The sequence below is a fragment of the Rickettsiales bacterium genome (assembly GCA_035765535.1).
Taxonomy (GTDB): Bacteria; Pseudomonadota; Alphaproteobacteria; order Rickettsiales; family JABCZZ01; genus JABCZZ01.
Window position 1 is genome coordinate 23,504 of record DASTXE010000005.1, and the last position, 21,011, is coordinate 44,514.

At 50.7% G+C, this 21,011-nt stretch carries 23 protein-coding genes; 10 read left to right on the forward strand and 13 right to left on the reverse strand.

The window, feature by feature from the left end; genetic code table 11:
* The first annotated feature begins 129 nt into the window (after positions 1 to 129).
* Together VFT64_07640 and VFT64_07645 are read left to right on the forward strand one after the other, a co-directional pair.
* Positions 130 to 981 carry a prepilin-type N-terminal cleavage/methylation domain-containing protein gene (locus VFT64_07640; protein HEU5047699.1) on the forward strand — a complete coding sequence of 284 codons (852 nt, stop codon included), beginning with the start codon at positions 130 to 132 and terminating at the stop codon, positions 979 to 981.
* Between the two features lie 75 nt (positions 982 to 1,056).
* Complete coding sequence (locus VFT64_07645) at positions 1,057 to 1,989, forward strand: glycoside hydrolase family 5 protein (protein HEU5047700.1); 933 nt, start codon at positions 1,057 to 1,059, stop codon at positions 1,987 to 1,989.
* Here the strand turns inward: VFT64_07645 and VFT64_07650 are convergent.
* The 4 genes from VFT64_07650 to VFT64_07665 are packed head-to-tail and all read right to left on the reverse strand — an operon-like array spanning position 1,986 to position 4,838.
* Positions 1,986 to 2,471, reverse strand: coding sequence for a hypothetical protein (locus VFT64_07650; protein ID HEU5047701.1), 486 nt, complete (start codon positions 2,469 to 2,471; stop codon positions 1,986 to 1,988). The genes VFT64_07645 and VFT64_07650 overlap by 4 nt on opposite strands.
* Complete coding sequence (locus tag VFT64_07655) at positions 2,468 to 3,385, reverse strand: FAD:protein FMN transferase (GenBank protein HEU5047702.1); 918 nt, start codon at positions 3,383 to 3,385, stop codon at positions 2,468 to 2,470. Before VFT64_07655 ends, VFT64_07650 begins: the two co-directional genes overlap by 4 nt.
* Positions 3,382 to 3,897, reverse strand: a complete 516-nt coding sequence (locus VFT64_07660) for an FMN-binding protein (GenBank protein HEU5047703.1) — start codon at positions 3,895 to 3,897, stop codon at positions 3,382 to 3,384. The genes VFT64_07655 and VFT64_07660 overlap by 4 nt, the downstream gene beginning before the upstream one ends.
* A gap of 8 nt (positions 3,898 to 3,905) precedes the next feature.
* Positions 3,906 to 4,838 carry a DUF6662 family protein gene (locus tag VFT64_07665; protein HEU5047704.1) on the reverse strand — a complete coding sequence of 311 codons (933 nt, stop codon included), beginning with the start codon at positions 4,836 to 4,838 and terminating at the stop codon, positions 3,906 to 3,908.
* Positions 4,839 to 5,087: 249 nt separating this feature from the next.
* On the opposite strand from VFT64_07665, the gene VFT64_07670 reads away from it, so the two are divergent.
* The 3 genes from VFT64_07670 to VFT64_07680 all read left to right on the forward strand — a co-directional run bounded on the left by VFT64_07670 (position 5,088) and on the right by VFT64_07680 (position 9,419).
* A complete protein-coding gene (locus VFT64_07670) occupies positions 5,088 to 7,364 on the forward strand; it encodes an NHL repeat-containing protein (protein HEU5047705.1) in 2,277 nt (758 codons plus the stop codon).
* A 103-nt stretch (positions 7,365 to 7,467) separates the two neighbouring features.
* The gene (locus VFT64_07675; GenBank protein HEU5047706.1) at positions 7,468 to 8,322 is read left to right on the forward strand and encodes a prepilin-type N-terminal cleavage/methylation domain-containing protein; all 855 of its coding nucleotides are present in this window, start codon (positions 7,468 to 7,470) and stop codon (positions 8,320 to 8,322) included.
* A 14-nt stretch (positions 8,323 to 8,336) separates the two neighbouring features.
* Complete coding sequence (locus tag VFT64_07680) at positions 8,337 to 9,419, forward strand: hypothetical protein (GenBank protein HEU5047707.1); 1,083 nt, start codon at positions 8,337 to 8,339, stop codon at positions 9,417 to 9,419.
* Here the strand turns inward: VFT64_07680 and VFT64_07685 are convergent.
* From VFT64_07685 to VFT64_07710, 6 genes are all read right to left on the reverse strand, one after another.
* Positions 9,416 to 10,918 (reverse strand): hypothetical protein, encoded by a 1,503-nt coding sequence (locus VFT64_07685; GenBank protein HEU5047708.1) that lies wholly within the window; start codon positions 10,916 to 10,918, stop codon positions 9,416 to 9,418. The two genes, VFT64_07680 and VFT64_07685, sit on opposite strands and share 4 nt — an antisense overlap.
* Before the next feature lie 26 nt (positions 10,919 to 10,944).
* Entirely contained in the window at positions 10,945 to 11,337 is a 393-nt protein-coding gene (locus VFT64_07690; protein ID HEU5047709.1) for a hypothetical protein, read from the reverse strand.
* A 121-nt stretch (positions 11,338 to 11,458) separates the two neighbouring features.
* Positions 11,459 to 12,202 (reverse strand): methyltransferase domain-containing protein, encoded by a 744-nt coding sequence (locus VFT64_07695; GenBank protein HEU5047710.1) that lies wholly within the window; start codon positions 12,200 to 12,202, stop codon positions 11,459 to 11,461.
* Positions 12,180 to 13,871, reverse strand: coding sequence for a SulP family inorganic anion transporter (locus VFT64_07700; protein ID HEU5047711.1), 1,692 nt, complete (start codon positions 13,869 to 13,871; stop codon positions 12,180 to 12,182). Before VFT64_07700 ends, VFT64_07695 begins: the two co-directional genes overlap by 23 nt.
* 4 nt (positions 13,872 to 13,875) lie before the next feature.
* Positions 13,876 to 14,049, reverse strand: a complete 174-nt coding sequence (locus VFT64_07705; protein HEU5047712.1) for a ribbon-helix-helix protein, CopG family — start codon at positions 14,047 to 14,049, stop codon at positions 13,876 to 13,878.
* Positions 14,046 to 14,291, reverse strand: a complete 246-nt coding sequence (locus VFT64_07710) for a DUF167 domain-containing protein (protein HEU5047713.1) — start codon at positions 14,289 to 14,291, stop codon at positions 14,046 to 14,048. Before VFT64_07710 ends, VFT64_07705 begins: the two co-directional genes overlap by 4 nt.
* 141 nt (positions 14,292 to 14,432) lie before the next feature.
* Between VFT64_07710 and VFT64_07715 the strand changes: the two genes are divergently transcribed.
* Positions 14,433 to 15,245 (forward strand): hypothetical protein, encoded by an 813-nt coding sequence (locus VFT64_07715; GenBank protein HEU5047714.1) that lies wholly within the window; start codon positions 14,433 to 14,435, stop codon positions 15,243 to 15,245.
* Here the strand turns inward: VFT64_07715 and VFT64_07720 are convergent.
* From VFT64_07720 to VFT64_07730, 3 genes are read right to left on the reverse strand one after another with little or no spacing between them, the layout of a single operon-like run.
* Entirely contained in the window at positions 15,226 to 15,735 is a 510-nt protein-coding gene (locus VFT64_07720; GenBank protein ID HEU5047715.1) for a L,D-transpeptidase family protein, read from the reverse strand. The genes VFT64_07715 and VFT64_07720 overlap by 20 nt on opposite strands.
* Positions 15,732 to 17,012: a folylpolyglutamate synthase/dihydrofolate synthase family protein gene (locus VFT64_07725; protein HEU5047716.1), complete on the reverse strand. Its 1,281-nt coding sequence runs from the start codon at positions 17,010 to 17,012 to the stop codon at positions 15,732 to 15,734. Before VFT64_07725 ends, VFT64_07720 begins: the two co-directional genes overlap by 4 nt.
* A gap of 45 nt (positions 17,013 to 17,057) precedes the next feature.
* The gene (locus tag VFT64_07730) at positions 17,058 to 17,687 is read right to left on the reverse strand and encodes an OmpA family protein (protein ID HEU5047717.1); all 630 of its coding nucleotides are present in this window, start codon (positions 17,685 to 17,687) and stop codon (positions 17,058 to 17,060) included.
* 104 nt (positions 17,688 to 17,791) lie between these two features.
* Here VFT64_07730 and lipB point away from each other — a divergent pair, with 104 nt between their 5' ends.
* From lipB to VFT64_07750, 4 genes are read left to right on the forward strand one after another with little or no spacing between them, the layout of a single operon-like run.
* The gene (gene lipB / locus VFT64_07735) at positions 17,792 to 18,454 is read left to right on the forward strand and encodes a lipoyl(octanoyl) transferase LipB (protein ID HEU5047718.1); all 663 of its coding nucleotides are present in this window, start codon (positions 17,792 to 17,794) and stop codon (positions 18,452 to 18,454) included.
* Between the two features lie 38 nt (positions 18,455 to 18,492).
* Positions 18,493 to 19,263: an LPS export ABC transporter ATP-binding protein gene (gene lptB / locus VFT64_07740; GenBank protein ID HEU5047719.1), complete on the forward strand. Its 771-nt coding sequence runs from the start codon at positions 18,493 to 18,495 to the stop codon at positions 19,261 to 19,263.
* A 27-nt stretch (positions 19,264 to 19,290) separates the two neighbouring features.
* The gene (gene rpoN, locus VFT64_07745) at positions 19,291 to 20,763 is read left to right on the forward strand and encodes an RNA polymerase factor sigma-54 (protein HEU5047720.1); all 1,473 of its coding nucleotides are present in this window, start codon (positions 19,291 to 19,293) and stop codon (positions 20,761 to 20,763) included.
* Positions 20,760 to 21,008: a hypothetical protein gene (locus tag VFT64_07750; GenBank protein ID HEU5047721.1), complete on the forward strand. Its 249-nt coding sequence runs from the start codon at positions 20,760 to 20,762 to the stop codon at positions 21,006 to 21,008. Before rpoN ends, VFT64_07750 begins: the two co-directional genes overlap by 4 nt.
* Positions 21,009 to 21,011: the final 3 nt, after the last annotated feature.

Consider the following 21,011-nt stretch of genomic DNA (forward strand, 5'->3'; position numbering starts at 1 on the left):
AGCGCCTCCATGCGTTGGATTGGTCACTGGAGGTTCAGATATGCAGGTTTTATGCCAGTATAACTTCCTAGAAAAATATAGCTGGTGTATTATAGCTATGGTTGTAAGGTGGGACTTGGAATTTTTTTTATGATACATTGCTTCCAAAAAGAAAACACTGGTTTTACGCTGATAGAAATCAGTATCGTTCTGGTGATAATCGGCCTTATTGTAGGGGGTATTCTTACAGGGCAGGATCTGATTAAGTCTGCCACCGTTCGTGCGCAGATATCGCAGATAGAAAAATACAATACAGCTATCAATACTTTCCGGAATAAATATGGTGGCATTCCCGGCGACCTGGCTAAGACTCAGGCATCGCAATTTGGATTCGATGTTGCAGGCTGCGATGGCAGTACGGGCAAAAGAGACGGTGATGGCCTGGTAGTTGGCTATTCTGGGGGAACGTATGTATTGCAATACGGAGAAGCAACAGTCTTTTGGGAGGATTTGAGCCAGGCAGGGCTGATTAACGGCTCTTATCCCAGTGTTGCCGGCAGCTTCAGCAATTGTGGGATCACAGCCTCTGACTGGACGCTTACGCCTGGCACTACCTATATTGGAAACTATTTCCCGGAAGCGAAGATCGGCGGCGGTAATTTTATTTATGTCTATAAGAGCGATACGAGTACAGGCGGTATAGATAATGCGAACTGGTATGGCATTTCTGCTGTGAGCTCTGTGACCACTATAGGTGGCATGGCTTCAGCAGGCGCGATTTCTGTGCTTCAGGCCTATAATATCGATAAGAAAGTGGATGACGGGTATCCTAATCGCGGTTTTATACGCGATCTGTATCTCAGCAGCTGGTGGATAAGCAAGGCCAATGCGCAAGCCAGTGACAGTGCAACCTCCTGCTATAATACAACTGCCAATACTTATTCTGTCGGTATAAACGGCGGAAACGGTCTTAATTGCTCTCTTTCCATCCGATTCCAGTAAGTGAGGAGCGGCGTGCTGTCTGCAAGAATAATAGCTGTTCTGATCAGTTTAATACCGTCAATCTGTGCGGCTGAAATGCGTGTGGAAATGATGGGGGTGAATCTTTCCGGCGGCGAATTTACGCCTGATGCTTTGCCGGGAGTCTATAACAAGAATTATATTTACCCTTCTGCAGAAGAGATTTCAGCATTTGAGAAAATCGGCATGAATACCATTCGCATGCCGGTTCTATGGGAACGAATCCAGCCTGAACTGGACCAGCCGCTTAATGCGTTAGAGATGCAGCGTATTGATAAAGTCATAGCGGATGCTAAAGCCCGGCACATGAAAGTCATTATTGATCTGCATAATTACGGGCAATATCGCGGGGAATATATAGGATCTTCCCAGGTTCCCGTACGCTCTTTCGTGAATGTATGGGAGCAGATCAGCCAATATTATCTCCATGAACCGGATGTTATTTTCGGCCTTATGAATGAGCCTCACAAACAAGAGGCAGCATTGTGGGCGGATATCGATCAGCAGGTTATTAACGCGATACGGAATACAGGCGCCCGGCAATTGATACTGGCTCCGGGCACGCGATGGACCGGAGGGCATAGCTGGAATAAGAAGGGAAAGAGTATCTCTAATGCCGATGCGCTTTCTGCGCTTCACGATCCGGCTAATAACCTGGCGATAGAAATCCATCAGTATTTCGATGCCAATTATTCCGGAAAAGATTCCGCATGTCCTGATGCAAATACAGGAGTAAATTCTCTAACCGGTGTTACAGAATGGCTTAGAAAAACACAGCATTACGGATTTCTGGCAGAATTTGGGGGATCCAAAGAGCCAGTCTGCCTGGAGGCTATGCGGAATACGCTTTCACACATGCAAAAGAATTCGGACGTATGGAAAGGCTGGACCTATTGGGCGGCAGGAGCGTGGCTTGGCAAATATTCCTACAGTATACAATCTCCTGATGTGCATCCTCAGGCAACCGTTCTGAAAGAGTTCCTGCCTTAGCTGGCGATGGCATTCCTTCTTTTCTTTGCCCTGCGTCTTGGATTTCTGCCAATCCATATATGCAGGGGGAGAATGGCAGCAAGGAATATGCCTATGCTCCAATGGGCGCAGCTGATCATGAAGCGTATCCGCTCACTGCCCGCGTAGTAGAGCAAGTATCCGGTGATAATGAGCCAGGCGAGGATAATCACCGTCCAAAGCCCGCTGTTACGGTTCATGCGCGCGTGCCATGCTTTAAGCATATGGGAGCGTAAGAGTGAGCCGTAGAGGAAAAGGGCAGGCATGACGGCAAACCCGTGCAGGCGCATGAGCCACGGTTCCAGCGGGTTCGGCGCATCAAATTCCTGTGTTGTTCGATGCGGCCAGTAATGCACGGTAAGCCAGAGGATTCCAGTCAATGTGAGGAGTAATGTGACGCCGTAGATCGACCAGCGGAGCCAGTTTGGCAGCTTGATGGTTTCATGGGGATGCCTGCGCGTCATAGCGGTAGGTTTCTGGGGGTATGTTGTGTCGGGAGAGTATCGGTTGCAGGTGAGGCAAACGCGCGAAGACCTTCCGTATCGGCAATCAAAGCTGCTGCGTCAAAATCATCAAGAATGGCAGGGGCAAGGGTTGGAGAGAGGCGTACTATTTTTGTCAGCGCATCCGCTGTCATACAGTCCGGTGCAATAACCGTAACACCGTATTGCCAGTGCGTGCACAGGCGGGGGGATGGAGAGACAAGCGGGTCGATCCTGCTGCCCTGATATTCTTTTTCGCTATAGGTTCCGCCGGAACTTGCCACCGCACAATTCTCCAGCTCTTCCAGCAGAAAGAATTGTCCCTGATTTTCCGGATGGCGAATATAGACCGGTTGGGATTCGCCGAACATGGCAAGATCTCCACCTGCATTCACAATGCCACTATGCATGCCGCTTGCGCGCAGGCTTCGTATTGCACGGTCGACGGCATAGCCTTTGGCAATGCCCCCCAGATCGATCCATACGTGACGTTGTCGCATGACCTGATAATCTGGCAGCAATACTATATCCCGGAAAGAAGGAAATTCCGCAAAAGCCTTAGATTGTTCCTGTTGCGGCAGGTAACCTGCTTTCATAAGCTGGTCTGCCATGGTGATGTCGAAGCTGCTTTGCGAGCGAAGGCTCAGTGTATTTGCAAAGGTCAGCACTTCATAAGTGGCAGGCGCAACACGCACCGGTTCCATCAGGGCTGCGATGTTGATGCGTGTCACGTCACTGCCCGCCTCATAAAAGCTCATGAGGCGATGCACAATTTCTATTTCACGAAATGCAACTTCCACAGCTCGCGCAGATTGCGGACCTGTGGCGGCGATCGTTACAATTGTGCCAAGCCAAGGGCGCGCACGCCGGGTGCTATCCTGTGGCTGTTCTTTCATTTCAGAGCTACTGCGTAAGTCGCAAGAATGCGTTTGACGCCGTCCGTGATGTGCTTGCTGGACAACGTGGCTCCGCTGATGTTCTTGATATCCTTATCCAGTTCCAGCGTGGAGGCAGAAGTCTTGGTGGTAAACTGCGCCAGCCATTTTGGATCGCGTACCTGATAGCCGTAAGTTTCCTTGTACTCCATGATTTCCAGATGGTGCACGCTGCCATCCTGGTTGAGGCCGATGGCGTAGGTAATGAATTCGTGTTTGCCCACGACGTCATCCACGATGAAATAGCCGCCGCTTGAAACCTTCCACAGCTTTATATCTTTATGACGCACATTCACGCCGCTTTGCTGCTCGATTGCCTGTGCCTGCGCATCCGTCAGCGTGACAGGAGAAGGCGTGAAAGAGGCTCCCGGAAAAATGGCCTGCTGCGCCTGATCCATTGTGAAATATGTTTCACAATAAGCAGGGTAGCTTATGGCTGCGACCGGCAGCCAGAGCCACTGGTAATGCCGCATAGTTCCTCCTAGAAGTAAAATCCGAATTTAAGGCGCACGCGGTATTTCTCAAAATCGTCCGCATAGTTGCGCCCGTCAATCACGGCGCCGCCGCCTGTGTAGTCACTGGCCAGCCGAAGCTGTTCAAGCGCTGTGAGTGCCACAAAGAAATCTTCTCCTCCATATTCAACGGTGGGGCCGGTATAAAAGGCGTTGTTCGTGCGGTTTCCAGACTTGACGCAGAAGCAGGAATATTCGCGCTCGTTCAGGAACTCCAGACCGAAGGTCCAGTTCGGGGCGAAACGATAGGAGCCTGCCAGACCAAAGTTTATATCAGATTCATGGTCCCAGTGCCCGTCGGCGCCTTCACCCGGATCGAAAGGAAGCCAGCGATCTTCCTGTGCGATAGTGATGTTGCCCGCAAAGACGAGTCTGTCATCGAGGAAATTCTTCTGCAGGATGATACGGCTTTCCAGCTCGTGCAGATTACGGCCAATGGTAGGCTCGAACAGCACTGCAAGACCGACCGAATCTTTATACGGGCTCAGGATGCGATAAATACCTTCAACTGAGAAGCCGATCAACTCTCTGTCGGCGTAGTGGTCATCGGCACCGACGAGTGTTCTGCCTGCAAACGTTTCCGGCGGTGTGGTCGCGCCATCGGGACCGTTATGATAGGCGCGTGTCGCCGCGTAGCTTGCATAGACACCGAGCTGGAAGTTATCAGCCACGCCGTATTCGATTTCCGTTCTGCCATCTACCATGTCGAAATAACCGTCATTCATGTCAGCCTTGTCATGACGCCATGTCGTCCACTGTACAGCTTCTTTCTGGCCCTTGGGAAGAAGGTCAGTCGTGTAAACGTAACCGAACTGGCTTTCTTCCGCATGCGCCTGTTGCAGTGGGGCAATGAGGGTGGCAGCAACTGCAAGAGCTGCAAATGTCTTTGTGAGATTGCGCATTTCCAGATTCCTTTATTAATTGTTGCAATTAATAATCACTCTTATTCGCAATTTCAACTGTTAATTTTCAGTCATATGAAGAAAGTTAATATCATACTGTACCGTATGATGAATTCCTTGATTTTATGATGGATTCGAGTGTTTAGCGAGTGATGGGCTTAATATTCAACTTTTTTCCTGAGCCCAAATACAGTAAGATTATTGCTCTACGAACCAAGGCAGCTTCTATCAGGTAACGGTAATTTTCTTATGAGCGGCTCGTGTCCGTTTCTTAAAAGAAATCACGGTTTCTCCCTTATACAGATCAGCATTCTTCTTGCTGCGGCCAGTCTTGCGATGGTGGCAACGCTGCCTTCCGCTAAGCTGCGTCCTGTTACAAATGATATTAACCGGGCTAAACTAGCCAATATCATGAATGCGTTACGCCAGTTTGAAGCCTCTAACGGTCGTCTGCCTTGTCCTGCCGATGCCAGTAAACCTCAGGGCAGCTCTACTTATGGTTTGGAAGCCGGAAGCCCGGGCAGCTATTCCAACTGCGGCGGTACGCCAGCGGCCAATCTTGTCGACAGCACGAATGGCGTTGCTATCGGAATGGTGCCGGTGCGCACATTGGGACTTTCCATGAACGATGCTCTGGATGGTTACGGCCATGACATTACTTATGCGGTCGATACGAGTGCCAGTGGATGCTGGGCCTCTCAGGGACTGATGGGAAAACTTAAGATTGTGGATAGTGCCGGAACAGCGCTTGCTGCAAGCGACGTAACCCTTAATTCTGTTGCTGCGCTCGTCAGTCACGGTGCGGATGGGCATGGAGCATGGCTGCCATTGCCTGGAGGCAGCGGCACCGCCAGTCGTCTTAACTCCGGGGTAACATCTGATACGGATCAGTTGCTCAATGCCCATATAACGAGCGGTTTTGCAGCAATGACAAGCTCTCTGGGCAGTAATTCACTGGGAACGAGTGTCTCTTTTGTTAAGAAAACCACCGGAAATACCTATGATGATACAGTGCTTTTCCAGAGCGGCTACGGTATGCTTAATACTTTACCGCAATCCGTTACGACAGCGACAAGCGTTTCCTCTTATCCTGCGAATGGAACGTATACTCTGGGGAATACGCTCCAGTTCGTACTGACCTTTCCCAGAGCCGCCACCATAGTGACAGGTCAGCCAAGGCTTGCGCTTTCTGCCATTACCACCACAACACCTTCTGCCAGTATCGGTACCGGTAATGTTGCCTATGCGACTTATGCCAGCGGCAGCGGAACCACCCAGCTTACGTTTAACTATCCTGTGCTTGCCACCGATTATGCTCCGAACGGGATTACGCTTGCTTCGCCGGTCAATATGAATACCGGCTCCAACACTGCCCTGATTAATCCCTGCCTGACTTTTTTCTCTTCTCCTGATCTTTCCGGAGTGCTGATTCAGAGAAGCACGATGATTTATATTGCGGATCCGTCCAATAACAATATTCAGGCCTTTACGACCAGCGGAACCTATACGCTAGGTTTTGGGAGCTATGGTTCTCCGACCAGTCCGCGCGATGTTGCCGTTGATGCCAGCGGCAATCTCTGGGTCGTGGATTCAGGTAATAACCGCGTGCAGGAATATTCTTCCAGCGGCGTATGGAAGGGGCAGGTTGGCGGTAAAGGATCGAGCTGCACCACGTCCTGCGGCTGTTTCACAAGTTCGGGTTCCTGTCCGGGATCATTTGGCAGCGGCACGGGGCAGCTATATTCACCTGCCGGTGTCGCAGTCGACCCTACAACAGGTTATATATGGGTAGCTGATTTACTTAATAATCGACTGGTCGCCTATGATAGCTCAGGGGCATGGAAGATGAATATTGGCGGTACGGCTGCTGCTTGCGCAGGAACTGCCGGCGCATGCGCCTGCACCAGCGGCAGCTGTCCGAGCTCCAGCGGTAGCGGCAACGGCCAGCTTAACCGCCCACGCGCACTGGCGATTGATGCCAGCGGAAATATCTGGGTGGCGGATACAAGCAATAACCGTATTGTGGAGTTCACCAATACTGGCACTTGGTTGCAATCGATCGGCGGTTTGACTACATCCTGCACCAGTTGCGGTTGTACGACTGCCGGAACGGCCTGCCCAAGCTCCGCAGGATATAATACAGGCGATCTTGGAGGACCCTATGGTGTGGCAATCGATCCTTCCAATGGCTATGTCTGGGCAAGCAATACTTCCTATGGCAGTGTGATGGTCTATGATTCCACCGGTACTTATAAGTTTACGGTGGGAACTTCCGGCACCAATACGGTCTTCAGTCCGCAGCAGATTGCCTTCGATAATACGGTCTCGCCGCCAACAGCATGGGTGGTGGATTCGGGCAATAACAGAATCATGAAATATACCCATACCGGTACCTGGCAGGCTTCCATTGGCGGAACATCTTCTAGCTGTTCCAGCTGTATCTGTACCAGCGGTACTTGTCCGAGCAGCTATGGCTCGGGCACTGGCCAGTTAAGTGGTCCCGGCGGACTTTCCATTACCCGATAATGATTTTCCCGTATTTTACTGTGAATACAAAAGCATAAAAGCTTTGTGTATTACGGCCGGTTGAGCTAAGCTAAAGCGAATTGTTTCTGGGCATGGCGCGTTTATGTCTCGACTTGAGAAGGGGTTTACGCTTATCGAGCTTTCCATCGTGCTGGTGATTATCGGCCTGATTGTGGGTGGAATTCTTACCGGGCAGGATTTGATTAAGGCAGCGCAATTACGGGCCACCATCGCTCAGCTTGAAAAATACAATACTGCCGTCAATACCTTCAGGAATAAATATAACGGCCTGCCGGGTGATCTCCCGTATTCATCGGCTTCCGGTTTTGGATTGGCTGCGACGACCGGTGGCGGAACAGGGCTTGGGGACGGTAACGGGCTTATCCAGGACCCCAACCAGACCAATACCCCAGTGGAAGAGATATTGCTGTTCTGGCGGCATCTGTCGGATGCGGCTTTAATAGACGGTGCGTTTGATATGGATATTACCGTAGCGACAGCGCAGGCTCCTGCAAGCATTGTTGTGGCCAATGATTTTCCTGCGGCCAAGATTGGACGCGGCAGTAATGTTATTGTCGGCTCGGATGCCGGTATCAATTATTTAGGTATCTTAGGTCTGATCAATGGCGCCACAGGCGGCGCGGCAGGAACGGCCAATTATTTTGGCATACGCACACCGAGCTTCAGCGGTACGGAAGGGCGTAACATAGACCGCAAAATTGACGATAGCTTACCGCTGCTTGGCAATGTTCAGGCCCGTGGATACGGTGCGGGTGACATACTGGCCGTTTTGAATGGTGGGACCAACTTCCCTTACTGGACGGCCACAGCTTCCGGGCCAGCGTGTGTTGTTGGAGGAACATGGCCTATTACAGATTATTCCACGGTAACATACAATCTGGATATCAATAACGGCGGCGATACGCCAAACTGCGCTATGCGCTTCCGGTTTAACTGACGGAAGGAGAAGCTATGGCTTACGCAAAATGGGCGGCTGGAATATGTCTGCTAGCGGCGGCTTCAGCCAATGCTGCGGATTATTGTGCGCCTTCGCACGCATTGAAGGCGGTAGCGGATACAGAGTTAAATTCTATATTTGCCCATCAATATGGGCCAGGCTGGATTGGTGGAGACAGCACTTATTCTACGCTTCTGCCAGATGGGCGTGTGGCTTTTTCTTTCTCGGATAGTTTTATCGGCACTGCAAAGCCGGATGGGACAGCGAGTCTCGCCGGTATGCTGCATAATACGGAGCTGGTAGGCAAGCTTCCAAAACTTGCTAGCTATTACGGCGGCAGTTATGCGAAACCGGAGGCGCTTATTCCGAATGCTCATAGAGGTAAATGGTTTTGGACATTTGCCACTTATTACGAAAACGGCAGCCAGCTAATATTCATCAATGAATTCGATAACCAGAATCCGTTTGGTAATTTTACAGGTATCAGCGGCATTGCGGGCATGCAGGTGTCCAAGGATAGCGCGCCGCATCTAAGCAAGCTCACATTACAGCCTTCAAGGGTGATGTGGGGTATGGCTACGGTGCAGGATGATGCTTATCATTATATTTATGGGCGCGCGATGGATGCTACTTTCGGCAAAATGAAACTCGCGCGCGTACCGCTCGGAAAATCTGATATTTTCAGCGTATGGGAGTATTGGAATGGTAAAAAATGGACGCGTGATGTGGGGCAAGCTGTAACGATCGACACAGGGCATGAGCTTGACGGTGTCATGCGTCAGCCCACTTGGATGGGAAAGGGATATCTTGCTGTTTCTATTCCTGCCGGAGTGTTTGTCGATAATGAGCTGGATGTTTCCTTCGCCTGTGCACCGCAAGGACCATGGAGCAAGCCGGTAGCGGTTTACCGTTTACCAGAGGTTGCAGGGCCTTTGGCCTATAAGGATGAAATAGCCTATCTGCCGACGGTGCATCCTGAACTGGATGGAGAGGGATATATTGTAGCTTCTTATAATATCAATACGACGGACGGTCTTCAGGCTTATGCCCATAATATGCATATCTATCAGCCCCGGTTTGTAAGGATAGGCTATTAAGAAGGTGAAGGTGAATTGTCCGTGCGCGATGAAGCAGCGCGATCCGTAAATTTCGTCCGGTCTTGCTGCGAGCTTGAAATAGTATGATTCGGATAACTGAAGCTGAATTCTGTGCTGTAATCTCTTTCCTGCCGGTATTCAGGACTGCTGATTTCAGCCATGGTTACTTGTTCCCCGGTCTTTAAATTATGCAGTGGCATCCGGTCACGATTTTGCTTCACGGCGCGCTGCAGGTTCGGCCAGACATCTGTCATGACCCTGAATAATTCGATCTCGTAATTTATTTCTGCGGCGGTGCTTTTATAGAATTCTTTCAGCTTTCCATTCTTGAAGAGTGTTACAAATGCCTCATCTTTCTGGATATCACTGTGGGGAGAAAAATGTTTATGGTAGGCGGCTACCACCATCAACAGTTGATTTGCCATTTCCGGTGTATATCGCTTTGAAAGATTAGAGAAATGACCTTGGTCGTCTCTGCCATCCAATAGTAGGACTTTAACAATGGCGCCGAGCATTTCATTATATGTATCACGCAACAGACTATTACGCTCGGGCGAGCGGATGTGCGTCAAGCCACACGGTAACTGCATGGTCATCGTATCGGGGCGCAAGGATTCATAACGATATCCCCAATCGTCAATCCGAAGATTTTTTACATTAGGGCCAATTCCTCTGCCACGGTTATCTATGCCTAAGACGCCGCTCAGAATAGACAAGCAACGCTGCGCCACAGCGGGGTGCTGAGAGTGCTTATTCATGATAGTAATATTTTGTGGCGCTGTAGCATCACCGTAATGCGCTGTGGCATCATCGTCAAAAGAACCAGTTAAAGCGCTATTGACGAAGCGTATTACCGGATTCCTGGAAGGTTCAGGGGCGGGTACGTTAATTCTCTGGGATTTCAATTCTGCGGTTTTGTTTGTTGAAAATAGATCGATTTCCTGCTCTGAATGTTTGTCAATACTATACCTTTCTCCAAACAGAAGCGACACAAACGGCAGGAACGATGTAATAGAACCTGTGCCGTTATTCGTTCTCCAGTCAACATCATTCGTGGTAAACACATCTCCTTGATCAAGACATATAGCCGAGCCATATCGCGGTTGAGAAGATTGCTTCTCTAACTCATTCAGAGGCATTCCAAGCGCCGAAAAGAAGGCCCCTGCCGTATCATATGTGCTATAGGAAAGCCGCCGTTCTTGCGGAAAGGGATATTGTTCAGGCTTAATCTGCAGAATATCTTTGCCAAGGTGGCGTATCATTCTCTGCCTGCTTTGCATCGGATCAAAATCTTTTAGTGACTCATAAACATCTGAACCTTCCTGGCACTGTATTTCAGTTGTCTCCCATGTACATGTATCTTCACGGTATGATGTATCACGAGTATTGGCGGCGGCAATCTCATAGGGGCGAATATCATCATCCATCTGCATGATACGGCCGCCTAATGTATAAAGCAGTGTATAATTCTTGTTTCCGCCTGCGGAACCTTCCAGCATCTGGTTAAAGATATCGCCTTTCTCTGTCAGAAGATCACTTTGAGCGTCCTGAAGCGCTGGTTGACTGCGCGTCCGGTTCTTTCTCGTAGCATCGCTTTGAAGGCATCTTTATCCTCCCGTGTGACAATAAATACATCATTATTACATGTTCGTGCGATGTTTTGCAGGTGAGCAAAATCTGTTTCGTAATTAGGGAAGCGCAGATTCTTTTTATCAACTCTCGCGTAAGGATCGGCATCGGAAAAAATAATGATAGGGATACGATGACCATAATGGGTGAAATTGGCATCGAATTGTTTTAATGTTTCCGCTGCTTCGCGCAGGCGCATAGTGGGAATACACAGATAATGTCCTATATCTTCCTTGGCGGCGCTACGCTCACTTTTTATGCGTTCCTGGAAAGTTGACGAAGCCGTCATCGATAGCCTACTCCTTTTAAGAGCCTAATATAGTGACGGTTTATTCTATCTTTTATTGGTTAAAGTTGCGTTAACTGTTTTAAAACGGGATTTCTATTCGATTTTTCTTAACCAGTTGTTTCTATTGCTTATTCTTTTCTTGATAAACCCGGCTACGGATTCTGCGCTGTGTAATGCGTTTTAATTCCTTGCGGATGAATTCAGGGTAAGCATTTAGGGAGATATGCAGATCGTCAATGGCTCCGGCGGCAATCAGCATATTGCGGTCTGTGTCGTTATCCCAGTCGAGCAGCATTGCCGGCATAGTCAGAAGTTCCATATTCAAGGCGATGCGGTCGGCTTTCATATCGAAATCATGATCGATAATCACGTTCATGACTATCACGCCTGCAAAATTCAGGATTCTGCGTATATGGCGGAAAAAAACCGGCGTGGTGAACGGTTCGGGAATGGTGCCTTTGCTGTCGAACACATCGATTGCAATGGCGTCATAGGCTTGTGTTGTGTCTGCAACGTAGGAGAACGCATCCTGCACGATACACTCTACTTCCTGGGGGAGGGCAAAATAACGCTTAGCGACTGTGAATGATTCGGAGCTGATATCTACAACCGTAACTTTACAGCCCGCTTTATGGAGCATGGTTGCAAGCGTACCGCCGCCGCAGCCGAGCATGAGCACTTTCTTCGCGCCGCTATCGAGAATGATATGGTACATGAGGTGAATATAGGCGCAGGTGCTGATACCATCGCCATTGACCTCGCTGTGCGAGCAGTTGTTATGGTAATAGGTGCGCGTGCCTTTCTCCTGAGAATCCAGTATACTGATTCTGCCCAGACCCGTTTCAATCTCTTCCAGAATTGCCATGTAATGCTGCCATTGCTGCGTTTTCCAGAGTATCCGCTACGCTGACTTTCGTCAATTCCGGCGGCAGTTTCTGTATGATCTTGCCTGTAATTTCCGGTTTGCCGCACAGAATGATGCGTTCCGTCCTGCCGGCGATATCCAGGATCATGGTTTTCATTGCGACCAGTCCTGTCATGTCGATCAGCGGCACGTTCAGCATATCGATAATCAGCGTCCTGACATTATCCAGCATAAATCCGGCGCGGTCGAATGCTTTTTCTGCCGTTGCGAAGAATAAAGCGCCGTTAATATGATAAATCAATACGTTGCTTGGAAGATTCAGGTGGGGAGGGGGAGTGCTTATGCCGGAACTGGTCAGTGCGGCTAGGCGTTTGAGCAGGAGCAGACAAGCCAATACGACACCGGCAGTTACGCCTGCCACCATATCGATAAAGACGGTGAATCCGAAGCAGACCAGCAGAACGAGGCTGTCGCTTCCGGGGGCGATACGCAATGTGCGTACGAACTGGCGGTAATGCGACATGCGGTAAGCAACGGTTACCAGCAGCGCAGCGAGCGCAGACATGGGAATATAAGACATATAACGTGCAAGCAGCATAACATAGATCATGATGAAGAGTGCGTGCATAGCGGAAGCAAGCGGAGTTTTTGCGCCGCTATGGATATTCGTGGCCGTGCGCGCGATGGCGCCCGTGGCGGGGATGCCGGAAGCCAGCCCTGAAAGCACATTGCCGATGCCCACGGCGATAAGTTCCGCATTCGGTGCATGTCGCGTGCCTGCGATACCGTCTGCCACTGTTGCTGAGAGAAGCGATTCCAGAGCACCGAGCGTGGCAATCACAAGCGAGGGAACGGCGAGGATTTTTAATTCCTCGTAGGACGGCCATGCGAATAGATCGCCCGGGATGTGGTTTGGCCAATGGAAGGAAGGCGCAAAGGGCGGAATGCCGTGCCCCGTACTGCCATCCGGCCACTGAAACGTGAAGCGGCTGCCAAGTGTTGCAATGTCAAAACCGTGACTATTGAGCACCCAGGTAAGCAGTGTCCCGATAGCAATGCCTACGACCGGGGGCGGTACTTTGGGCAGGGCGAAGCGGGAGGTGAACATGATGAAGAGCGAGACCAATCCTACAAGCGCTTCCGGCCAATATAGCGATGGCATATGGCTGGCTATGACACTTACTTTCTCAATATAGCTGCCATGAAGATTTTCAATCCGCAAGCCGAGCAGATCATTTAGTGAAATAGTCGCAATGACCATGGCGATGCCAGAGGTAAAACCGGTAGTGACGGGATAGGGGACATAATTGATATAACGTCCGACCTTGGTTATCCCCATAAGAATCAGCAGAATACCGGAGATGATGGTGGTAATGATCAGTCCGTGCAGGCCGTGTTGCGAGACAATAGGCGCGAGGATGACTACGAACGCGGCGGTCGGTCCGCTAACCTGAAATGGTGCTCCGCCGAGCAGGGGTACGATAATACCGGTGACGATGGCGGTATAGAGGCCATATTGTGGCGGCAGGCCGACAGCGATCGCCAATGCCATATCCAGCGGCAGGGCGACCAGTGAGACGATCAGGGCTGCGATCAGATCGTGCCTGAACGTATTCAGGCTATATCCTTCCCGAAGCGATTTTCTCAGTGCGCAGGCCAAGGGGAACATAGGATTACCAGCTTACGTTATGTTCGTTCAGGAAATCGCGGATCATCTGGCGCAGTGCCTGAGACGGGGTTTTATCCAGCCGCGCGCAGAGATCCTCGAACGCTTTTTTCTTATCCGGGTCGATAAGAATTGTCAGGCGGGCGGTGCGGTTTTCTTTTATGATAGCTTTCTGTTTCATCCGATACTCACTGTTTTGTTGCGTGATGTGTGCCCCCGCAGGATAGCAAGGGCGGATAGCGGAACGTTGAAATGCCCTGCCAATAATTTCAGCAAGGCTTCATTCGCCTTGTTTTTATCAGGTGCGGCAGTGACATAGACGGTCAGTACTTCCTTGCCGTCTGCGGTAGAACGCATCTCACCGATACGGTCACTGGAGGCTTTCGGTGTCAGTTTAATATTGATGGTTCTTGCTGCTGCCATGAGAGATATCATAATTTCATTATAATCTTATTTCAATCTGTATATCATTAAATTTACACGAAAAAGCCATTTGTCATAAAAGCTTAAAGGACATAGCCTGGGAAAAATGTTAAACTCAGGGTAAGTTAGGATACGTGCGCTATGTTTTTTAAAAAAGGCAAAGACACTCAAATAGGCGAGTCACCCTCGCTGGACCAGGAAAAATGGTTCAAGAAACTTTCCCCCAATAGTCCTATCAGGAAGGTGCTGGCAGTCTTTGCCTCCAATAGTATGGGGCTTCCGGAGATTGAAGGCGATAAAGCTGCGCTCATGGCTGCCAGGCGATTGGGGCGTGGTAAAGATGCCAATGTTGTCATAAACCGCTATTCGGGTGGCAGAAAACCCGAGGATAAAGCGCTTGGCGCTAATCCTGCAGCGACGATGTCGCAAGAAGTGATTAATGCGAATACAGCTGCGATGGAAAAGCAGCTTGAGCATGAGGCGGCTGCCAAAGCGGTTATGGAGAAGCAATTCGGTCAGGAAGCAGTAGCTAAAGCTGAGGAAGAGGAAAGGGCTGCTGCGGCAGCTGCAAAAACGGAAGAAAAAGATGAAGAAAGGTCTTGTCCGTTCAATGCGAATGAGCGGCTTTTTATCCGGTTGGAGGGGCTGGATCCTCACAATTTGACATCAAGGCAGATGGATCAATACCGTAACTGGTTTAATACGCATAATCTGGCGGAACTGGAAGCGGAAGAAAGATGTATGAACCGCGTGCTTTCCCCTACGGAAAACGCACTCGAGGCGTCACTGCATTTTACGGATAAGGAACAGGCGCAGATCGATTCCATCCGGAATGAATTTGCTAAGAAATTCGGTTCGACCTGCTATGCGCAGGATGCAGAGTTGCCTGATAACAGCCCCACGGTCGGCACCAAGCAAAGGGTTGCTTCCACCTCTATGGGCGGACCGGATTAATTACTATCAGCGTGGTTTCATCGACGGTCCTCAGTATTTCCAGCATATGTTCCAGCGAAATGGCAACACAGCCGAGCGTCGGGCTGTAATCCGGTTTTGCCAGATGGAAGAAGATCGCACTGCCTTTGCCGGGCACGATCTCCGTGTCGTTGAAGCCGATTGGAACAATGATGTCGTACATATGATCTTCACGCCAGAGCTTCTCGTGCGAAGCTGGGAAGGGGAGTTTCACATGCTTGTTATAGTCTTTGTGTTCCGGCGCATCGCACCAGCCGTCATCTTCCGCGATGGGGCGGAGTTTGAGCTTTGTTTCCGGTGGAGTTACGCGGTCCGGCCGGTACCAGCATTCACGTAAATAAAAGCTGCCGAGCGGCGTTTTCTTTGCGCCTTCCTGTGGTGTATCCGTGAAGCCGTGCTTGCCTATGGCGCAAGTGTATTTCTGGCCTAGGAATTCCAGTTCATTGGGACCGGTGACATAGATATGGTTCATAGATATTTTGTCTCAAGCCAGAGGTAAAGTGAGCCGAACACCAAGACACGAAACGGCTCTTTTGCATTGCGCATGATATCGTTTAAGGCATCCTGAATACTCTCGCAAGCCTTGACTGCGAGCGGGGCAGAAAGGTCACGAATGGTTTCGGCCTTATAGCTGCGCGGTTCGGATTTCACGGGCACGGCGTATATCTGCTTTGCGATAGCGGTAAAAGGAGCGAGCATGGAGGGAACGTCTTTGCCCTCCGTGGTGCCGAAAATCAGGTAGAATGGTTTCTCCTGCCAGTATTGCTGCGCATGATAGGCTATGACTCCGGCAGCTGCCATATTGTGGCCGCCATCAAACCAGAGTTCGCAACCTGACGGCAGATCGTGATAGTCCATTTTCTGCAGGCGGCCTTTCCACTGCGCCTGCATGAGGCCGCGTACAACATGGCTTGATTCCACATTGAAATCCTGTAGCGCGCTGATGGCGGCAATGGCATTGCCTGCATTGACGATCTGATGTGCGCCGAGCAGTGAAGGCAGGGGTAATTTTGCTTCCGCATCGGCATCGGCATACAGCATACCTTCAGGTGTTTTGCGGGTCAGCCAGTGTTTGCCATATATATGCAGCGGGGCATTAATACGTGTTGCTTCCCGCTCCAATGACTCCAGCGCTTCGGGCGGTTGGTAGCTGACAATGCAGGGAACGTCTGGCTTTAATATGCCTGCTTCAAACCGGGCAATTGAATCCAGCGTATTGCCCATATATTCCATATGGTCATAGGAGATGGTGGTCAGTACGGTGAGCAGCGGGGAATCGATAATATTGGTCGCGTCCACCGTGCCGCCCAGCCCCATTTCCATCAATAATACATCTGCGGGATGATTTGCAAAGGCCAGTGTGGCGGCGGCTGTTGTGGCATCAAAGAAGCCGACATCCATATCGCCCGCCGCCATTCGCGTAGCCTCAAGCACTTCTTGCAGTGTTTCGTCGCCAATTTCTCTTCCGCTCAGCACAATACGCTCGTTGAAGCGCTCGATATGCGGTGAAGTATAAGTATGTACGCGGTAGCCTGCTGCTTCCAGCATGGTGCGCATAAAGGCGATGGTAGATCCTTTGCCCTTTGTGCCGCCGACATGCACGACCGGGGGGAGCCGTTTTTCCGGATACCCCATTTTTGCGAGCAATTTCCTGGCGCGTTCGGAGGGGGTACCTTGCGGCTCAGGGCCCAACGGCTTGGGCCAGTGCGGCATATGCAGGGCGTAGGGGGACAAAAAAGAAGGGGCCATAGCGCGAACTATGGCCCCCTGCTTTTGTTTGGTCAAGTTCCCAGATTATTTCTGGAAGTCGAACTCGATCTCAACACGGCGGTCTCTTGCCATGCAAGCGATCTTCTTCTTGCGGGCTTTGACTTTCGAGCAATCCACTACCGGATCCTTTTCGCCCATACCGCGCAGGCCGATAACGTTCACGTCGATATTCACACGTCTTGCCAGATAAGCCTGTACAGCATTAGCGCGTTTGACGGACAGTTTATCGTTATAGGAGCTGGTGCCGATTTCGTCCGTATACCCAACGATCTTCACACGAAGCACGCGCGGTGAATGCCTTACAGCGTCCGCGATTGCGTCGAGTTTGATCTTTGCGTTTTCGGTCAGGTCGGCCTTGTTGAAGTTGAAGTAAATGGTCAGCTGTTCATGAGCGAGCCTGCTTACCGGCTGCTGAACAACAGGTGCGGGTGCGGGAGCCGGAGCGGCTACTACCGGTTGCGGTGCCGGAGCCGGTTCACACGGATTGGAAGCGGCGGTCCATTTCGTCTGGACGCAGGTGCCGAATTTTTCGCTCTTTACGGGCTGCTTACCCGGGCCGACGACAACGTCCTGCGATTCAGCGGCGAAAGCCGACTGCGCAAGGCCGAAAATAAGCGCCAGGGTGGCGAGCGATTTTATCATTTTTTTGTACATAGTTAAACACTCCGAGGTTGATTTGAGCGGATGCTATTCATTTATTCTTGAACCGTCAAGATGTAATGTAGTAACTCATACCGGGAGGTGTGACGGTAAAAAATATGGAATGGAAAGTCAGCGAACAGCCTGTAGATTACCTTGCCGCAGTGGCGGCAATGGAGGGGCGCGTGCGTGCCATCCGGGCGGGTGAAGCAGACGAGCTTGTCTGGCTGCTTGAGCATCCGCCACTTTATACCGCAGGGACAAGCGCGCAGGATGGCGACCTGCTCGACAGTAACGGTTTCCCTGTCTACAAAACCGGGCGTGGTGGGCAATATACTTATCACGGCCCCGGCCAGCGCATTGCTTATATTATGCTCGATCTTAAGCGGCGCACGCCAGATGTGCGGCTTTATGTGCAGCAGCTGGAGCAGCTTGTGATTGCGACGCTGGCTGATTTTGACGTGACGGGAGAGATCAGGGAAGGACGTGTCGGAGTCTGGGTGCGGGAAAAAGCAGGAAGTCTCTCCGGCGAAGATAAGGCGGAAGCTATAGCGTATAATGGCAAGGAATCCAAGATTGCTGCGCTCGGAGTGCGTATCCGCCAATGGGTAACGTATCACGGCGTAGCGGTCAACATCAGCCCTAATCTGGATCATTATAAGGGGATAGTCCCATGCGGCATCACGGAACATGGCGTGACCTCCTTGCAACAGCTGGGAAAAAATGTGGGGTATGGGGAATTTGACACAGCCTTCAGAAAAGCATTTCACACTATTTTTTAGCTGTTATAACCGCACTATTACTGTATAGTCAGCAGAGTATGAGAAACGAAGCAGAATCAACCTTTACGCCGAAACTTGTCGAGAAGAATTCCGGCCTCAAAGCATGCAACATAGGTAAGAGCTATGCGAAGAAGCCGGTCGTGCGCGATGTCACGCTCAGTGTTCAGCGCGGGGAAGCGGTTGGGGTATTAGGCCCCAACGGTGCCGGTAAGACAACCTGCTTTTACATGGTAAGTGGGTTGATCCAGCCGGATTACGGTTCCATCTTCCTTGACGGTAACGACATTACAGCTCTGCCGATGTACCGCCGGGCCCGGCTTGGTATCGGTTATCTGCCGCAGGAATCCTCCATCTTCCGCGGGCTTACGGTGGAACAGAATATTATGGCAGTGCTCGAGGTGAATCAGCCCGTGCGCGAGAAATGCCATACGATGCTGGACGAGCTGCTGGGTGAATTTTCCATCACGCATCTGCGTCATGTTCCGGCACTCGCATTGTCCGGCGGTGAACGCCGCCGCGTTGAAATCGCACGCGCCCTTGCATCCAACCCGTCCTTCGTGCTGCTGGACGAACCGTTGGCCGGTATCGATCCGATTGCGGTAGCGGAAATCCGCATGTTGGTTTCGCATCTGAAAGATCGCGGTATCGGCGTGTTGATTACGGATCACAACGTGCGCGAAACACTCGAGATTATCGACCGTGCATATATCATGCATGACGGGATCGTGCTCATGGAGGGCACACCCCGTGAGATTGTGGACGATGACGAAGTGCGTCGCGTCTATCTTGGCGAGAGATTCAGTCTTTAGCATCATTGCAAGCAAAACGTTTTTATTATGTCAGCAATTGTCCCTCGTTTGGAACTAAGGCAAGGCCAGACACTGACGATGACGCAGCAGTTGCAGCAGTCGATCAAGCTGCTGCAGATGTCTTCGCTCGAGATCACGGAGTATGTCGAGCAGGAAATCGAAAAAAATCCGCTGCTATCGGGCGAAGATGAAGAAGGCGAAAAGCCGGAGGGGCAGGAAGAGGCTGAAGTCTTAGAAACAGCTGGGCAGGAGAACGAACAACTCGCCGCGCAGGAGGAAGAGCCTGCAGCTGCTTATGAAGATGAAAGCAGCGTTTACGAGAATCCTTACGAAGGCGAACAGTATGAGCCGCGTATCAAAACGCAGGATCATAACTATGAAGAGGGTGAAGGGTTCGAGTCTTATACGGCCAGCGAGAAAAGCCTGCGCGAATTTCTGCTGGAACAGCTGAACCTGGAAGCAACCGATCCAGTCATGCGCATGATTGGCCAGCACCTGATCGATCTGGTCGATGAATCGGGGTATATCAAAGACGATCTGGCTAATATTGCGGCGTTGCTTTCCTGTCCGCCGGAGCTGATCGAGGAAACATTGCGCGTGCTGCAAGGGTTTGAGCCTATTGGCGTATGCGCGCGTAATCTGGCGGAATGCCTTTCCATTCAGCTGCGTGATAAGAACCGGCTTGATCCTGCCATGGAGAAGCTGCTTGCACATCTGGACCTGGTTGCAAAGAAAGATATCAAACAGCTCAGCAAGATCTGCGGGGTGGATGAAGATGACATCCGCGAGATGAGCGCAGAAGTACGTGCGCTTAATCCCCGTCCCGGCAGCGGTTTTCAGCATGAGGCAGTGCAGGCCATCATACCGGATGTATTCCTGCGGCGTGCGGGAGATAACTGGAATATAGAGCTTAACGCAGCGAGCCTGCCGCGTGTGCTGGTCAATCGCCGTTATTATGCGCAAGTGTCCGGCAAGGCGTCCGATAAGCAGGAAAAGAAATATCTCTCGGAGCAATTTGCGGCAGCAAACTGGCTCGTGCGGGCTCTGGACAGCCGCGCACAGACTATATTAAAAGTGGCGACCGAAATTGTGAAACAGCAGGAAAATTTTTTTCTCTACGGTATCAAATACCTGAAACCGCTGACACTTAAAGAAGTTGCGGATGCAGTGGAACTGCATGAAAGCACGGTCAGCCGCGTGACGACCAATAAATTTATTCTGACTGCACGCGGCACGTTTGAATTCAAATATTTCTTTAATGCTTCGATTCAGGGCAGTGACGGCGGAGAGTCTTATTCCAATAAGACCGTTCAATACATGATCAAGGAGCTCATTGATAAAGAAGGAGCAGACAGCGTACTTTCCGATGACACGATTGCAGAGCGCCTGCGGGAGAATGGTATTGAGCTGGCGCGACGTACGGTTGCCAAGTATCGCGAGCTGATGAAAATCCCGTCTTCTTCGGTGAGGAAACGGCAGCTGCGTGGAGGCGAAAAGTGAGCAAGTCGTTTCTGGGTAAATTTGAATCCTCACTCGGCGAACAGGTTTATCTTGTCACCGGCAATGATGCAGGCAGGGATTTATGGCATTATGTGCTAGTGGATAAGGCTAAGCTCCCGCTGTTCAAGCGTATGGTAAATTCCCCAACTATTGATGTCGCCGAATATGGCAAGGTGCTGTATTCCGGCTGGGGCAAAGAGCCTCCGCAGGAAATTACAGAAAAGATCAAACAGGATTACTCTTAAGGT

Excerpts from the sequence above, each read along its gene's own strand:
- VFT64_07640 (HEU5047699.1), top strand. The coding sequence starts at position 130 with ATGATACATTGCTTCCAAAAAGAAAACACTGGTTTTACGCTGATAGAA.
- VFT64_07645 (HEU5047700.1), top strand. The coding sequence starts at position 1,057 with ATGCGTGTGGAAATGATGGGGGTGAATCTTTCCGGCGGCGAATTTACG.
- VFT64_07650 (HEU5047701.1), bottom strand. The coding sequence starts at position 2,471 with ATGACGCGCAGGCATCCCCATGAAACCATCAAGCTGCCAAACTGGCTC.
- VFT64_07655 (HEU5047702.1), bottom strand. The coding sequence starts at position 3,385 with ATGAAAGAACAGCCACAGGATAGCACCCGGCGTGCGCGCCCTTGGCTT.
- VFT64_07660 (HEU5047703.1), bottom strand. The coding sequence starts at position 3,897 with ATGCGGCATTACCAGTGGCTCTGGCTGCCGGTCGCAGCCATAAGCTAC.
- VFT64_07665 (HEU5047704.1), bottom strand. The coding sequence starts at position 4,838 with ATGCGCAATCTCACAAAGACATTTGCAGCTCTTGCAGTTGCTGCCACC.
- VFT64_07670 (HEU5047705.1), top strand. The coding sequence starts at position 5,088 with ATGAGCGGCTCGTGTCCGTTTCTTAAAAGAAATCACGGTTTCTCCCTT.
- VFT64_07675 (HEU5047706.1), top strand. The coding sequence starts at position 7,468 with ATGTCTCGACTTGAGAAGGGGTTTACGCTTATCGAGCTTTCCATCGTG.
- VFT64_07680 (HEU5047707.1), top strand. The coding sequence starts at position 8,337 with ATGGCTTACGCAAAATGGGCGGCTGGAATATGTCTGCTAGCGGCGGCT.
- VFT64_07685 (HEU5047708.1), bottom strand. The coding sequence starts at position 10,918 with ATGCTGGAAGGTTCCGCAGGCGGAAACAAGAATTATACACTGCTTTAT.
- VFT64_07690 (HEU5047709.1), bottom strand. The coding sequence starts at position 11,337 with ATGACGGCTTCGTCAACTTTCCAGGAACGCATAAAAAGTGAGCGTAGC.
- VFT64_07695 (HEU5047710.1), bottom strand. The coding sequence starts at position 12,202 with ATGGCAATTCTGGAAGAGATTGAAACGGGTCTGGGCAGAATCAGTATA.
- VFT64_07700 (HEU5047711.1), bottom strand. The coding sequence starts at position 13,871 with ATGTTCCCCTTGGCCTGCGCACTGAGAAAATCGCTTCGGGAAGGATAT.
- VFT64_07705 (HEU5047712.1), bottom strand. The coding sequence starts at position 14,049 with ATGAAACAGAAAGCTATCATAAAAGAAAACCGCACCGCCCGCCTGACA.
- VFT64_07710 (HEU5047713.1), bottom strand. The coding sequence starts at position 14,291 with ATGGCAGCAGCAAGAACCATCAATATTAAACTGACACCGAAAGCCTCC.
- VFT64_07715 (HEU5047714.1), top strand. The coding sequence starts at position 14,433 with ATGTTTTTTAAAAAAGGCAAAGACACTCAAATAGGCGAGTCACCCTCG.
- VFT64_07720 (HEU5047715.1), bottom strand. The coding sequence starts at position 15,735 with ATGAACCATATCTATGTCACCGGTCCCAATGAACTGGAATTCCTAGGC.
- VFT64_07725 (HEU5047716.1), bottom strand. The coding sequence starts at position 17,012 with ATGGCCCCTTCTTTTTTGTCCCCCTACGCCCTGCATATGCCGCACTGG.
- VFT64_07730 (HEU5047717.1), bottom strand. The coding sequence starts at position 17,687 with ATGTACAAAAAAATGATAAAATCGCTCGCCACCCTGGCGCTTATTTTC.
- lipB (HEU5047718.1), top strand. The coding sequence starts at position 17,792 with ATGGAATGGAAAGTCAGCGAACAGCCTGTAGATTACCTTGCCGCAGTG.
- lptB (HEU5047719.1), top strand. The coding sequence starts at position 18,493 with ATGAGAAACGAAGCAGAATCAACCTTTACGCCGAAACTTGTCGAGAAG.
- rpoN (HEU5047720.1), top strand. The coding sequence starts at position 19,291 with ATGTCAGCAATTGTCCCTCGTTTGGAACTAAGGCAAGGCCAGACACTG.